This is a genomic window from Mycobacterium sp. 236(2023) (assembly GCF_029623955.1).
GTDB lineage: Bacteria > Actinomycetota > Actinomycetes > Mycobacteriales > Mycobacteriaceae > Mycobacterium.
Window position 1 is genome coordinate 17,613 of the sequence record NZ_JARSBP010000001.1, and the last position, 13,460, is coordinate 31,072.

The window sequence follows — 13,460 nt, forward strand, 5'->3', positions numbered from 1 at the left end:
GCGCGTGAGAAACGTCAACAAGACGTTCAACGGAAACCAAGTCCTGCAAGACATCAACTTCGAAGTGGCCGACGGCGAGTTCTTCACGCTGCTGGGGCCCAGCGGGTGTGGCAAGTCCACGACGCTCGCCTGCATCGCCGGGCTGGAGTCGCCGGACGAGGGCACCATCGCCCTCGACGACACCGTGTTCTTCAGCGGCAAAGACAACACGTTCGTCGTCCCGGAGAGCCGCAATCTCGGCATGGTGTTCCAGTCCTATGCGCTGTGGCCGCACATGACGATCGCCGACAACCTGGCGCTGCCTCTGAAGCTGCGCAAGGTGTCGAAGGCCCGCCGCAACGAGCTTATCGACGATGCGCTGGAGAAAGTGGACCTGCTGCACCTGCGCAGCCGCTACCCGCACGAGATGTCGGGCGGACAGCAGCAGCGCGTCGCGCTGGCCCGGGCGCTGGTCTACTCGCCCCGACTGCTGCTGCTCGACGAACCGCTGTCCAACCTCGACGCGAAGCTGCGCGAGCAGGCCCGAGCCTGGCTCAAGGCATTGCAGTCCGAGGTCGGCATCACGACGATCTACGTCACGCATGACCAGGAGGAAGCGCTGGCGATGAGCGACCGTATCGCGGTGATGGCCAAGGGCCGAATGGTCCAGATCGCCTCGCCCACCGAGATTTACGAGCAGCCCGCCGCGCGCGAGGTCGCCAGCTTCGTCGGAAACTGCAACTTCCTCGACGGCAAGGTCGTCGAAGCTTCCACCGGCGACGCCAAGGTCCAGCTCGATGCGACCGGACAGGTGGTGCACGCCACCGGTCGCATGGACGTGCACTCCGGTGATGCCGTCACCGTCGCCGTACGGCCGGAACGCGTCAACATCGCTGCCGCAGGCCATATCCCGGAAGACGGCCACAACGTGGTGCGCGCGAATGTCAGCAGCGTCCAGTACGTGGGTTCACGGTATGAGTACCTGCTCTCGGTCGGTGGCTCGACGGTTCACGCCGACTGCCTCAAGCCCGGACACCAGGGTGAAGTGGATCTGGTCATCAACCCCGAGAACATCTTCCTGTATCCGCAGAAGCAGGCAGTGCCCGCATGATCACCACCGTCAATCCGGCGACCGGGGCGGTACTGGCAACCTACCCGGCGATGACAGATGCCGAGATCGATCAGTCGCTCGATGCGGCCGCTCGCGCTCAACTCGCTTGGTCACAAACGGATTTCGGTACTCGGTCCCACATTCTCAGGGCCGCCGCGGCGCAACTGCGCGAGCGCGACGCCGACTTGACGCTATTGATCACCCGCGAGATGGGCAAGCCGCTGGCCGAGGCGACCGCCGAGGTGCACAAGTGCGCCACCGGACTGGAGTACTACGCCGACCACGCCTCCGACTACCTGGCCGACGAGGTGTACGAAACCTCCGCCGACCGGTCCTGGGTGTCCTACGAGCCGGTCGGTGTCGTCCTCGCGGTGATGCCGTGGAACTTCCCGCTGTGGCAGGTGTTCCGGTTCGCCGCTCCTGCATTGATGGCGGGTAACGCTGCGCTCTTGAAGCATTCGCCCAACACCACCGGTGCGGCCCTGGCCTGCCAGGAGATCCTGACCGCGGCCGGGCTGCCCGACGGGTTGTTCACCGCCCTCGTGGTCGACGAGGCCGACGTCCCGTCGGTGACCGAGCGTCTCATCGGTGATCCGCGCATCGGGGCTGTCACGATCACCGGGAGTGAGCGGGCCGGCAGCGCGGTCGGCGCACTGGCGGGGCGCGAGATCAAGAAGTCCGTGCTGGAACTCGGCGGATCCGATCCGTTCGTCGTGCTCGCCGATGCCGATCTGCCCCGCGTCGCGCACCTGGCCGTCAGAGGACGTTTCCTCAACGCAGGCCAGAGCTGCATCTCGCCGAAGCGGTTCATCGTGGAGGCCGCGGTCGCCGACGAGTTCACCGCGCTGGTCGTCGAGGAGACCGTCCGGCTCGCCGTCGGGGACCCCGAGGCGCCCGGAACCCATGTCGGGCCGATGGCGCGGCGCGACCTCCGTGACGGGGTGGCGGCCCAGGTGGACGCCGCCGTCGCCGCAGGCGCCCAACTACTGTGCGGCGGCAAGGTCGACGAGCACGCCGACGGGTTCTTCTATCCTCCAACGGTTCTCGCCGGAGTGAGGCCCGGCATGTCGGTCTACGCGCAGGAGGTGTTCGGACCGGTCGCCACCATCATCACCGTCGCCGACGCCGACGAAGCGGTGGCCGTGGCCAACGACACCCCGTTCGGGCTGGGAGCCAGCGTGTGGAGCAACGACGTCGACGCGGCCGTCGCCGTCGGTCGCCGTATCACCTCCGGCGCCTGCTTCGTCAACGCCATCGTCGCCTCCGACGCCCGGATGCCGTTCGGCGGCACCAAGCGCAGCGGCTATGGGCGCGAACTCGCCGGCCCGGGTATCCGCGAGTTCGTCAACATCCGAACCTGGTGGGCGATGGACAAGCCCCACGCCGACGCCCCGGCGTCCGAATAGGAGCACACATGAACACCAGCACCCGTGGCGCCGTCGTCCTGCGCCCGTCCGAGATCACCCCACGTGAGCGCGGCGGTGGCGCGCGGACTATCCCGTTGGTCAGTCAGCAGGTCGGAGCCCAGGACTTCCTCAACGGAATCACGATGTTCGCGCCGGGCACCGCGATCCCGGAGCACTTCCACAACTGCGACGAGTCGGTGCTGATCCTCAAGGGATCCGCCGTCGCCCACATCGACGGAGAACAGCATCCGGTGCAGACCGGGGACACGTCCTTCATCCCGGCAGGCATCCCGCACTTCTTCAAGAACGCCTCGGACACCGAGGAACTGCACATCTTCTGGACCTACGCGTCGATCGACGCGAACCGCACCATCGTCGCCACCGGCGTCACCACCCGGATCGACGAGGAGCACGGAACCAACATCACGAAGGGAACACCATCATGACCGACACACTGCGCCTGGGACTGCTGGAAGGCGACGGCATCGGCCCCGAGATCGTGCCCGCCTCCGTCGAGGTCGTCGATGCGGCCCTGGCCGCCGCCGGTGCCCCCAAGGCCGACTGGGTCACGCTGCCGCTGGGTCGGTCCGCCATCGACACCCACAACAGCCACACCCCGCAGGAGACGCTCGACGCACTCGCCGGCATGGATGCCTGGGTGCTGGGACCGCACGACAGCGCCGCCTACCCCGAACCGTTCAAGTCACAACTGAACCCCAGTGGCACGCTGCGCAAGCACTTCGGCCTGTTCGGAAACATCCGGCCCGCCAAGTCATTCGAGGGCGCCAAAGCCGTCGTGCCGGGCACCGACTTGGTGATCGTGCGTGAGAACACCCAAGGCTTCTACGCCGACCGCAACACGTTCGCAGGCACCGGGGAGTACATGCCCGACGAGAACACCGCGATCGCGATGGGCATCATCACCCGCTCGGCGGTCGAGAAGATCGCGAAGGTCGCCTTCGACCTGGCCCAGGCGCGCCGGCGCAAGCTGACGATCGTGCACAAAGCCAACGTGCTCCGGCTGACCACCGGGCTGTTCCGCGACGTGTGCCGCGAGATCGCCGCCGACTACCCGGACGTCGAGGTCGACGACTACCACATCGACGCGATGACAGTGCATCTCGTGCGCCGTGCCAACGCGTTCGATGTCATCGTCACGGAGAACATGTTCGGCGACATCCTGTCCGACCTCGCCGGCGAGCTGGCCGGGTCGCTGGGAATCGCGCCGTCGATCAACGCATCGCTCGACAAGGCCATGGCCCAGGCGGCGCACGGGTCGGCCCCTGACATCGCGGGCCGCAACATCGCCAACCCGATCGCGATGATCCTGTCGTCGGGCATGCTGCTGCAGTGGCTGGGCACCCGGCATAACGACGCGACCCTGCTCAAGGCCGCCGAACTCGTCGAGGGTGGTGTCGAGGCGACGGTGAAGGCCGGCACGATGACGCCCGACATGGGCGGCACCACCGGCACCAAGGAGTTCGGTGCCGCCGTCGCGCAGTACATCTCGCGACAGTGACCCATCTACAACCGGCCAACGATCCGCTGATCGCCGTCGTCCACACAACGCCGGCATCGATCGCACCGACCGCGGCAGCGCTGCGTGGCCAGATGCCCGGCGTCCGGGTGTGGAACCTACTCGATGACCGGCTCGGTTCGGACGCCGATGCAGTCGGCGACATGCCTCCCAGCCTGCGCCACCGGATGCTGAACCTGGTAAGGCACGGTGTCGATGGGGGAGCAGACGCGGTCCTGATGGTCTGCTCGATGTACGGCGATACTCGACCCGTTGCCGAAAAGCTGTTCACAGTACCGATATTCAGCTCTGATGCGGACATGATGGCCGAGGTCGCAGCGCGGGCACCCAAGCGGGTGGCCGTGCTCGCGTCCCTGCGCGCGGCCACGGCCGACAGCACCACGCGCCTGCGGATGGCGGTGGGCGGTGACGTGGAGGTCGTGCCCGCGTTCTGTGCGGGTGCCGCCGAGGCGGCCTCTGCGGGGGATCGCGCCGCGCTGATCGATGCGGTGATCGCAGGAGTCGACGCGGCAGGAGGAAACTTCGACATGCTGTGCGTTGCTCAGTACTCGATGAGCTCCGTCGCCGACGAGGTGGCAGCCAAGACGGGCCTGCCGACCGTGAGCCCTCCGCGATACGCTGCCCGGGCCATCGCGCGGCGATTGGGAACCGGATGAGCGCGCCCAAGATCGGCTGTATCGCCGACGATTACACCGGCGGAACCGACGTGGCCGCGGCACTGCGCAGACAGGGCCTACGGACGGTGCTGCTGTTCGGACCGCCTGCCGATGGTCTGCGGCTCGACGAGTGCGAAGCCGTCGTCGTCGCACTCAAGACCCGAGCCCTCGAACCCGAGGCGGCCGTGAAGATGTCGATGGCCGCGCGGCATTGGCTCATCGAGACGGTCGGTGTTCCTACCGTCTACTTCAAGTACTGCTCGACGTTCGACTCCACGCCCGCGGGCAACATCGGGCCCGTCGCGGATGCGCTGATCGACGCGGCCGGTGGAGGCACCGCGGTGGTGTGTCCGGCCACACCGGAACATGGGCGGACCCTCTATCAGGGGCACCTCTTCGTGGCGGACAAGCTGTTGTCCGAATCCCCGATGCGACACCACCCGCTGACCCCGATGACTGACTCCGACGTCGTACGCCTGATGTCGGCACAGACACCCCACTCCGTGGGATCGGTTGCCTGGCAACAGGTGCAACAGGGACCCGTCGCCGTCGCCTCCATTCTGGCGGCGAGCCCGCGCTATGTGGTGATCGACGCAGTCGACGACTCCGACCTCGACATCATCGCGCGTGCGGTCGAAGGTGCTGCCGTGGTGACGGGCGGGGCAGGGCTTGCCGGTGCGCTCGGCCGGGTGCTCGTCGAGCACGACCGCGGCCACATGGATCCGCGTGCGGTCACGGCACCCGATGCGCCCACCGTCGTCTTCGCGGGCAGCTGCTCCAGGGCGACGCTGGGCCAGGTCGATTACGCCCGAGCCGAATTCGCGTCCTACCGGCTCGACCCCCGGGACGTGGACTCACCGGGGCAACTGCTGGAACCGGCGCGCACCTGGCTGCTGGACAGCCTGGGCGACCTCCCGGTGATGATCTACTCGTCGGCGCCGGCCGAGGAGCGCGGCCCCGCCGATCCTGTTGTCGCCGAACAACTGGAGGCGACGATAGGTGCGCTGGCCAAGGCCGCCGTGGCCGCCGGTGCCCGACGTGTCGTGGTGGCCGGTGGCGAGACATCCGGGGCAGTGGTCGACGCCCTCGGGATCCGCTCGGTGGTCGTGGACGCCGAGGCCGACCGCGGGGTGCCGTGGTGCAGCACACCTGATCACTCGGTGTCGTTGCTGTTGAAGTCGGGCAACTTCGGCAGGCCCGACCTCCTGGTGCGCGCCGCGACGAGTGAGGTGCTGGCATGAGCGTATGCGATGACATCGTCGAACTCGGTGCGTCGTTCTTCCGGCGCGGCCTGACCTTCGGGCGCACCGGCAATCTCAGCGCCGTCGACGCCGACGGCACCGTGCTGATGACCCCCACCGGCGTATCGCTCGACAAGCTGAATCGAAATCAGTTGTCCCGCCTGAGTATCGATGGGACGCGCCTTGACGGGCCGAAACCTACCAAAGAGGCCTTCCTGCACCTTGCCGTCTACCGGGCTAGGCCGACGGACAGGGCAGTCGTCCACACCCACAGCACCTACTCGGTCGCGGTGTCGTGCCTTCGCGATGTGGACCGCACCAACGCGCTGCCCGCACTGACCGCGTACTACGCGATGCGCGTGGGATCGCTTCCGGTGCTTCCCTACCATGCACCGGGCGATGAAAGTCTGGGCGCAGAAGCTGAATTCGCCGCAGTCAGCCACCACGCGCTGCTGCTGGCCAACCACGGTCCGATCGTCGCCGGCCGCGACCTGGCGTCGGCGGCCGATGTGCTCGAAGAGATCGAGGAAACCGCCAAACTGTCCCTGCTGCTGCGAGGCCAGGCCGTGGCACCCGTCGCCGATCACGAAGTCCAACGACTGGAGGAGCTGTACCGATGACCGTTTGTGTCGACACCCATCAACTGAGTGCCCCGGCCGCGACCGCCTGCGGCGCAGCGATTCTCGAGGCCTACGGCGTTCCACACGCCGACGCGGTGTTGGTGGCGGAGTCGCTGGTCACCTCCGACATGTGGGGGCACCCGTCGCATGGTCTGCTGCGTCTGCCCTGGTACGTCTCACGCGTGCGCTCCGGCGCCATGACGGCGATCACCGCCCCGCGTGTCGTCAGTTCGTTCGGTGCGGTGACCACCTTGGACGGTTGCGACGGAATCGGACAGGTGGTGACCAACCATGCCGTCGACACTGCCGCCACGGCGGCCCAGGTGCACGGGGTGGGCGTCGTCGCGGTCCGCAACAGCAACCACTTCGGGACGGCCGCCTACTGGACCCGTCTGTTGGCCGAACGGGGCTGCGTCGGAGTGCTGACGACCAACGGCAGCCCGGCGATGGCACCGTGGGGCGGCACGGAGAAGATGATCGGCGCCAACCCGTGGTCAATCGCCGTTCCCAGTGGCGGGCACGGGGTCATCGTCCTCGACATCGCCAATACCGGCGTCGCGCGCGGAAAGATCTACGCCGCCAAGGAACGGGGTACGCGGATTCCGGAAGGCTGGGCCATCGACGCAACCGGCCTTCCGACGACCGACCCGCAAGCCGCCCTCGACGGCGTCATCCTCCCGATGGCGGGACACAAGGGATACGCGATCTCGTTCATGATGGACGTGCTGTCAGGTGTGCTGACCGGAAGCTCGTCGGCCACCGACATCGTCGGGCCCTACGTCCCGGACAAGCGCAGCGGATGCGGTCACCTCGTGCTCGCCATCAACATCGCGGCGATCATGCCCGTCGACGAGTTCGGCTCCCGTATGGACGATCTGATCGGCACCGTGAAGAGCTGTCCTACCGCACCGGGACAACAGATCCTGGTGCCCGGAGAGCTCGAGAACCGGGCCGTCGAGCATGCCGACGGTCGAATCACGCTGCCCGAAGCGACATTTGCCGAAGTCAACGCGCTCGCCGTCGAGGCCGGGGTCGCGCCGCTGAAGGGGATCTGACGATGTACACGCTGTTCGTCACGCTCGATGTGCATGCCGAAACGATCGACGAGTTCGTCGACGCGATCACCACCAACGCAGCGGCGTCGCTACGCGACGAGCCCGGATGCCTGACATTTGACGTCCACCAGGATGCGCAGACGCCGACGCGATTCCACCTGTACGAGATCTACACCGACGAGGATGCCTTCCTGACCGGTCATCGGCTGGCCCCGCACTACGCGCGATGGCAGGAGGCCGCCAAGAGGTACGTCGTCGAGGGAAGCCACCTCAACACCTTCGCGCGACCGATCCGCTTGGGCACCGGCTACAGTGGTTGAGTGGGCGACCAATTCGCGCGGATAGTGCAGGCTCCTCGAGAGCCTCTGTCATCGGAGGTGGCGCGAGCACTGCTCGACGCGGTGTTCTCCGGCCAGATCACCCCGGGCACGCGCATGCCCTCGGAACGTCAACTCGCTGAATCCTTCGGGGTGGGCCGCTTCGTGGTTCGTGAGGCGCTCAAATCGCTCGGCCTGCTGGGACTGCTCGAGGTGCGCCAGGGTGACGGCACCTATGTGCGCCCGCCCGACTCCAGCTTGCTGCCGCGGGTCGTGGAGTGGGGACTGCTCGTCGGCGAACAGCGCACCAGCGATCTCGTCGAGACGCGCCAACACCTCGAACCCGTGACCGCGCGACTGGCCGCCGAACGCCGATCCGACGCCGACCTGACGGCGATCAAATCGCACCTGGACGGAATGCGCGACGCCTCCGACAACGACGTCTTCGTCGACGCCGACGTCGCGTTCCACCTCAGCATCGCCGAAGCGACGGGAAACCGCGTGCTGTCGAACATGCTGTCCAGCATCGCGTCACTGCTGAACGTATGGATCCGCAACGTCGTCGAGGCCGCGGCATCGCGGGAGCCTTCTTACCTTGAGCACGTGCCGATCTACGACGCCATCGCCGAACGCGACGCCCATGCCGCTGGGGAGGCGATGCGAATCCATATGGACGGCGCGGCTTGTCGCCTGAACGCCGCGATCGCGGCACACAACAAGAGCGGTGCCGACCGATGAGTGAAGAACTCGTCGAGGTCGAGGCGATCAAGAAGCTCAAGGCGCGCTACTGCCGACTTCTGGACACCAAACAGTGGGAAGCATGGCGCGAGCTGTTCACCGATGACTTCGTCAGCGACACAAGCGAATCGGGTGGCAAGCTGATCGTCGGGGCCGATCAGTTCGTCGCCTTCACCCGCAAGAGTCTGCGCGGGCAGGCCACCGTGCATCAGGTGCATGCGCCCGAGATCGAGCTGACCTCGTCGACCACCGCGACCGGAGTGTGGGCGCTCGAGGATGTCGTCAGGTTCGGGCCGGGGGTCAACCTGCGCGGCTACGGGCACTACACGGAGACCTACGAGTTGGTCGACGGGCGCTGGCTCATCGCGTCGTCGAAGCTCACCCGACTGCGTGAGGACGTCTTCAACGGCCTTGTCGCCGTGTATATCTCGCCTCGTATTCGAAAGGTGCTGATGAAGGCCGCCAGCCGAGCAATGAATTAGGGGCCGACGCACGCCCTGCCCCCCGGGCAGGACGCGCATCGACCCCTGTCTTCACGTGCTGCTAGTCGGTGGACCCTGCGCCGTCGCTACCGGCTCCTCCGGCACCGCCCGCTCCACCGGAGCCGCCCTGCGTGCCGTCGTTGTCGTCACCGTCGTCGCCCGGGTCGCCGGGATCGCCCGGATCACCGCTGCCACCGAAGCCACCGGTGCCACCGCCACCGCCTGCGCCACCGTCACCGCCGGTGCCACCTTCGTCGGAGTCGCCGCCGGAGCCGCCTGCGCCGCCGTCACCGCCGGTGCCACCTTCGTCGACGCTGCTGCTGCCGCCGAGGCCGCCGGCACCGCCGGTGCCACCGTCACCCGCGGAACCGTTCTCTCCAGCGTCGCCGCCTTGGCCGCCTTCGCCGCCGTCGCCTGCGTCACCGCCGGAAGGACCGGAGCCGCCTGCACCGCCTTCACCGCCCTGACCGCCGTTGCCGCCGCTGGCGTTGTCGTCGGTGTCCTGGCCGCCGAATCCACCGAGACCACCCTTGCCGCCCGCTCCGCCGGTCGACGTCCCCACGCCGCCGTCGCCGCCGTCGCCGCCCTGGCCGCCGTCAAAGCCCTCCGAGCCCGTGCCGCCGGTGCCGCCGCTTCCGCCGACGCCACCGATCTGACCACCGCCGCCGGTGCCGCCGTCACCGCCCTGACCGCCGCCGAAGCCGTCGTCGCCGAGGCCACCGAGGCCGCCGTCGCCACCGGTGCCGCCGATCACGCCCGAGCCGCCGACGCCACCGTTTCCGCCGTTGCCGCCGACACTCCCGTCGCCGGTGATGCCGTCGCCGCCGTCGCCACCGGTGCCGCCGTTGCCGTCGGCTCCGGCCTTTCCGAGGAAGCCTGCTGCGCCGCCCTTTCCGGCTTCGCCGCCGTTGCCGCCGTCACCGGGTGCGAGGTTCGACAGCGGATCGCTGTAGCCGTCGCCACCCGTGCCGCCCTTGCCGCCGGCACCGCCCGAGCCGAAGAAGAACCCGCCCGCTCCGCCGGCACCGCCCTTCCCGCCGACCTGGCCGTCCTCTTCAGGGTCTGCACCTGCGACGCCGGTCCCGCCCTGGCCTCCTGCGCCACCGTTCCCGAAGAACAGGCCACCGTTGCCACCGCGGCCGCCCTCGCCGCCGTCGACGCCTTGTCCGCCCATACCGCCGTTGCCGAAGTACAGCGCGCCGTTACCGCCGCGGCCACCGGCATAACCGTTGCCGCCGTTGCCGAACAGCAGACCGGCATTGCCACCGTTGCAGGCCGAGCCCTCGCACCCTTCCACCGCGCTGACGCCGTCGCCGATGAGCCAGCCTCCCGTACCGAACGGGCGGAACAGGTTGAAGTTTCCGTTGGCACTTGCGGCGGCGAGCGCGTTCGGCGTGATCGCTGCGTTGCCGCTTCCGCCGATGTTCTCCGAATGCAGCCACCACCAGTCGTCGGCGAGTTCCGACTCGGAGGACATCAGCTGGATCGTCGGTGCCGCGACGGTCGGCACAGGATCGTCGAGCAGGCCGGCCGACAAGAGCCCGGCGCCGACGACAGCGGCACTCCCCATCCCGGCCGTCAGGAACTGACGAACCGATAGGACTTTGATCTTCGGATTGACGGACATGAAGCGCCCCCTTTGGCGTGACGTGTCAGGCGCGCGACAGCGGATCATCTGAGCGTTTGCTGACAACCGACAGCAGCAATGTAGAGCTTTGCCAGACGAACGGTCAAGCAATTCCCATATTTTCGGTAGGCAAATCAGCAATTAACGCAAATGAAGTATGAGTTCACGTAAATCCGCTGTACAAACTACCTATCGCGTGTCCATTGCGGTCGCAAATTTTCGCATGAGCTAATTTCTAACGCTTTCGCAATAGGGATGTCGGCCGGTATGTGAGTTTGCCGATGGGTGGGATACGCGATGGTTCCGTGTTAGCGCGATGTGACGGCCATACGCGCGGCCAGCGCGACATACGTGGCGGCGAAGGTGCGCCGCAGCCAGGTGACGACACGCGGCCGCCGGATGACGTGAGAGCGCACGGATGCGGCGAACACCCCGTACAGGGCGAACACCACGAACGTCATCGCCATGAAAACCGCGCTCAGGTAGAGCATCTGAGCGACCGGTGGCCGACTCGCGTCGACGAACTGCGGAAGGAAGGCGAGGAAAAAGATGGTCAGCTTGGGATTCAGCACATTGACCGCGACCGCCGTCCAGGCGATACGCCATGCGCCCGGCGTCGCGGGTTCGGCGGTGCCCGCCACCAGCTCGGAGTCATCTCGCCACGTCGTCCACGCCAGGTACAGCAGATACAGCACGCCCGCCCATTTGATGGTCTGAAACGCGATCGCGCTGCTGTGCAGGATCGCGGCCAGGCCCGTGACCGCCGCCAGCATCGCGGGCACGATCCCCAGCGTGCACCCCGCCGACGCGACGAGGCTGGCGCGCGGACCGTGCGCCAGACCCGTCGCGACCGTATAGAGCGCGCCCGTACCCGGAGTCGCAACGACGATCAGCGACGTGATCAGGAAGGCGAGGGTCATTCCACTAGCTGCAGACGGCGCCGACTGCTGCCGATCCGACGAGCTTCGTGTACTTGGCCAGCACACCGGTCTTGTACACCGGCGGCAGCGGCTCGAAACCGGCCTTGCGCGAATCGAATTCGGCTTCGTCGACGAGAATGTCGAGCGTGCCGTTGGCGACGTCGAGCCTGATCCGGTCGCCATCGCGCACGAAGGCTATCGGCCCGCCGTCGACGGCTTCTGGCGCGATGTGCCCGACGCACAGTCCGGTGGTGCCGCCGGAGAACCGGCCGTCCGTCATCAGCAGCACGTCCTTGCCCAGCCCCGCGCCCTTGATCGCGCCGGTGATGGCGAGCATCTCGCGCATGCCCGGGCCGCCCTTGGGGCCTTCGTAGCGGATGACGACGACGTCGCCGTGGGTGATCGTCCCGTCCTCCAGCGCGTCCAGCGCGGCCCGCTCCCGCTCGAAAACCCGTGCGGTGCCCTCGAACACGTCGGAGTCGAAGCCCGCAGACTTCACCACCGCGCCTTCGGGGGCCAGCGATCCGTGCAGGATCGTGATGCCGCCGGTCGGATGGATCGGGTTGTTCATTGCGCGCAACACCTTGCCGTCGGGGTCCGGCGGCTCGATGTGGGCGAGGTTCTCGGCCATGGTCTTTCCGGTGACGGTGAGGCAATCACCATGCAGCAGGCCGGCATCCAGCAGCGCCCGCATCACGACGGGCACACCGCCGATCTCGTCGACGTGCTTCATCACATACGCGCCGAACGGCTTCACATCCGCGAGATGCGGCACCTTCTGGCCGATGCGGGTGAAATCGGCAAGCGACAGTTCGACATTGGCCTCCCACGCGATCGCGAGCAGGTGCAGCACCGCGTTGGTGGACCCGCCGAACGCCATGACGACGGCGATGGCGTTCTCGAACGCCTCCTTGGTCAGAATGTCGCGGGCGGTGATGCCGCGGCGCAGCATCTCGACCACCGCCTCACCGGACCTGCGGGCGAACTCGTCACGCCGCTTGTCGATGGCGACCGGAGACGCGCTGCCCGGCAACGACATTCCCAACGCCTCGGCGGCCGAGGCCATCGTGTTGGCGGTATACATGCCGCCGCACGCACCCTCGCCGGGACAGATGGCGCGCTCGATGATGTCGACGTCCTCGCGGGACATCAGTCCCCGGGCGCACGCGCCGACCGCCTCGAAGGCGTCGATGATCGTGACTTCCTTCTCGCTGCCGTCGGTCAGCTTCGCCACACCCGGCATGATCGAGCCGTTGTAGAAGAACACCGACGCCAGATCGAGGCGGGCGGCGGCCATCAGCATGCCGGGGATCGACTTGTCGCAGCCGGCGAGCAGAACTGTGCCGTCGAGGCGCTCGGCCTGGACCACCGTTTCGACGCTGTCGGCGATCACCTCGCGGGAGACCAGGGAGAAGTGCATGCCCTCGTGACCCATGGAGATGCCGTCGGACACGGAGATGGTGCCGAATTCCAGCGGGTACCCGCCCGCTTCGTGCACGCCGCCCTTGACCGCCTGGGCCAGTCGTTGCAGCGACATGTTGCACGGTGTGATCTCGTTCCACGAAGAGCCGACGCCGATCTGCGGCTTCACCCAGTCGTCGTCGGTCATGCCGACGGCGCGCAGCATCCCTCGGGCGGCGGTGCGCTCGAGGCCGTCGGTGACGTCGCGGCTGCGGGGCTTGATGTCGATGCTGTTGTCGGAATCTGAGGGCATGCGGTGATTATGCGCCAGCGCTTTCGGCGGCAAAACCCTGGTAGATACCCCCACGGG

Annotated in this window: 14 protein-coding genes; 11 read left to right on the top strand and 3 right to left on the bottom strand. The window is 67.4% G+C overall.

Annotation, left to right across the window (positions count from 1 at the left end; all coding sequences use genetic code 11):
- Positions 1 to 4 precede the first annotated feature (4 nt).
- Genes P9A17_RS00080 through P9A17_RS00130 form a run of 11 tightly spaced genes read left to right on the top strand, consistent with a single transcriptional unit; the run spans position 5 to position 9,142 of the window.
- Positions 5 to 1,090 carry an ABC transporter ATP-binding protein gene (locus tag P9A17_RS00080; RefSeq protein WP_278036556.1) on the top strand — a complete coding sequence of 362 codons (1,086 nt, stop codon included), beginning with the start codon at positions 5 to 7 and terminating at the stop codon, positions 1,088 to 1,090.
- Positions 1,087 to 2,496, top strand: a complete 1,410-nt coding sequence (locus tag P9A17_RS00085) for an NAD-dependent succinate-semialdehyde dehydrogenase (RefSeq protein WP_278036557.1) — start codon at positions 1,087 to 1,089, stop codon at positions 2,494 to 2,496. Before P9A17_RS00080 ends, P9A17_RS00085 begins: the two co-directional genes overlap by 4 nt.
- Before the next feature lie 8 nt (positions 2,497 to 2,504).
- Positions 2,505 to 2,942: a dimethylsulfonioproprionate lyase family protein gene (locus tag P9A17_RS00090; protein ID WP_278036558.1), complete on the top strand. Its 438-nt coding sequence runs from the start codon at positions 2,505 to 2,507 to the stop codon at positions 2,940 to 2,942.
- A complete protein-coding gene (locus P9A17_RS00095; RefSeq protein WP_278036559.1) occupies positions 2,939 to 4,015 on the top strand; it encodes an isocitrate/isopropylmalate dehydrogenase family protein in 1,077 nt (358 codons plus the stop codon). Before P9A17_RS00090 ends, P9A17_RS00095 begins: the two co-directional genes overlap by 4 nt.
- Positions 4,012 to 4,689: a hypothetical protein gene (locus tag P9A17_RS00100; RefSeq protein ID WP_278036560.1), complete on the top strand. Its 678-nt coding sequence runs from the start codon at positions 4,012 to 4,014 to the stop codon at positions 4,687 to 4,689. The genes P9A17_RS00095 and P9A17_RS00100 overlap by 4 nt, the downstream gene beginning before the upstream one ends.
- Positions 4,686 to 5,930 (top strand): 3-oxo-tetronate kinase, encoded by a 1,245-nt coding sequence (gene otnK, locus P9A17_RS00105; protein ID WP_278036561.1) that lies wholly within the window; start codon positions 4,686 to 4,688, stop codon positions 5,928 to 5,930. Before P9A17_RS00100 ends, otnK begins: the two co-directional genes overlap by 4 nt.
- The gene (gene otnC, locus P9A17_RS00110; RefSeq protein WP_278036562.1) at positions 5,927 to 6,550 is read left to right on the top strand and encodes a 3-oxo-tetronate 4-phosphate decarboxylase; all 624 of its coding nucleotides are present in this window, start codon (positions 5,927 to 5,929) and stop codon (positions 6,548 to 6,550) included. Before otnK ends, otnC begins: the two co-directional genes overlap by 4 nt.
- Positions 6,547 to 7,605, top strand: coding sequence for an Ldh family oxidoreductase (locus tag P9A17_RS00115; RefSeq protein WP_278036563.1), 1,059 nt, complete (start codon positions 6,547 to 6,549; stop codon positions 7,603 to 7,605). The genes otnC and P9A17_RS00115 overlap by 4 nt, the downstream gene beginning before the upstream one ends.
- A 2-nt stretch (positions 7,606 to 7,607) precedes the next feature.
- Positions 7,608 to 7,925: a putative quinol monooxygenase gene (locus P9A17_RS00120; RefSeq protein ID WP_278036564.1), complete on the top strand. Its 318-nt coding sequence runs from the start codon at positions 7,608 to 7,610 to the stop codon at positions 7,923 to 7,925.
- Positions 7,926 to 8,660, top strand: coding sequence for a FadR/GntR family transcriptional regulator (locus P9A17_RS00125; RefSeq protein WP_278036565.1), 735 nt, complete (start codon positions 7,926 to 7,928; stop codon positions 8,658 to 8,660).
- The gene (locus P9A17_RS00130) at positions 8,657 to 9,142 is read left to right on the top strand and encodes a nuclear transport factor 2 family protein (RefSeq protein WP_278036566.1); all 486 of its coding nucleotides are present in this window, start codon (positions 8,657 to 8,659) and stop codon (positions 9,140 to 9,142) included. The genes P9A17_RS00125 and P9A17_RS00130 overlap by 4 nt, the downstream gene beginning before the upstream one ends.
- A 61-nt stretch (positions 9,143 to 9,203) precedes the next feature.
- Here P9A17_RS00130 and P9A17_RS00135 read toward each other — a convergent pair whose 3' ends face one another.
- The 3 genes from P9A17_RS00135 to ilvD all read right to left on the bottom strand — a co-directional run bounded on the left by P9A17_RS00135 (position 9,204) and on the right by ilvD (position 13,403).
- Positions 9,204 to 10,769: a hypothetical protein gene (locus P9A17_RS00135; protein ID WP_278036567.1), complete on the bottom strand. Its 1,566-nt coding sequence runs from the start codon at positions 10,767 to 10,769 to the stop codon at positions 9,204 to 9,206.
- Between the two features lie 308 nt (positions 10,770 to 11,077).
- Positions 11,078 to 11,689, bottom strand: coding sequence for a LysE family translocator (locus P9A17_RS00140; protein WP_278036568.1), 612 nt, complete (start codon positions 11,687 to 11,689; stop codon positions 11,078 to 11,080).
- Between the two features lie 4 nt (positions 11,690 to 11,693).
- Positions 11,694 to 13,403: a dihydroxy-acid dehydratase gene (ilvD, locus tag P9A17_RS00145; protein WP_278036569.1), complete on the bottom strand. Its 1,710-nt coding sequence runs from the start codon at positions 13,401 to 13,403 to the stop codon at positions 11,694 to 11,696.
- Positions 13,404 to 13,460 lie beyond the last annotated feature (57 nt).

Bases quoted from the DNA above. Each gene is read 5' to 3' on its own strand.
- P9A17_RS00085 (WP_278036557.1), top strand. From the start codon at position 1,087: ATGATCACCACCGTCAATCCGGCGACCGGGGCGGTACTGGCAACCTAC.
- P9A17_RS00090 (WP_278036558.1), top strand. From the start codon at position 2,505: ATGAACACCAGCACCCGTGGCGCCGTCGTCCTGCGCCCGTCCGAGATC.
- P9A17_RS00095 (WP_278036559.1), top strand. From the start codon at position 2,939: ATGACCGACACACTGCGCCTGGGACTGCTGGAAGGCGACGGCATCGGC.
- otnK (WP_278036561.1), top strand. From the start codon at position 4,686: ATGAGCGCGCCCAAGATCGGCTGTATCGCCGACGATTACACCGGCGGA.
- otnC (WP_278036562.1), top strand. From the start codon at position 5,927: ATGAGCGTATGCGATGACATCGTCGAACTCGGTGCGTCGTTCTTCCGG.
- P9A17_RS00115 (WP_278036563.1), top strand. From the start codon at position 6,547: ATGACCGTTTGTGTCGACACCCATCAACTGAGTGCCCCGGCCGCGACC.
- P9A17_RS00120 (WP_278036564.1), top strand. From the start codon at position 7,608: ATGTACACGCTGTTCGTCACGCTCGATGTGCATGCCGAAACGATCGAC.
- P9A17_RS00130 (WP_278036566.1), top strand. From the start codon at position 8,657: ATGAGTGAAGAACTCGTCGAGGTCGAGGCGATCAAGAAGCTCAAGGCG.
- P9A17_RS00135 (WP_278036567.1), bottom strand. From the start codon at position 10,769: ATGTCCGTCAATCCGAAGATCAAAGTCCTATCGGTTCGTCAGTTCCTG.
- P9A17_RS00140 (WP_278036568.1), bottom strand. From the start codon at position 11,689: ATGACCCTCGCCTTCCTGATCACGTCGCTGATCGTCGTTGCGACTCCG.
- ilvD (WP_278036569.1), bottom strand. From the start codon at position 13,403: ATGCCCTCAGATTCCGACAACAGCATCGACATCAAGCCCCGCAGCCGC.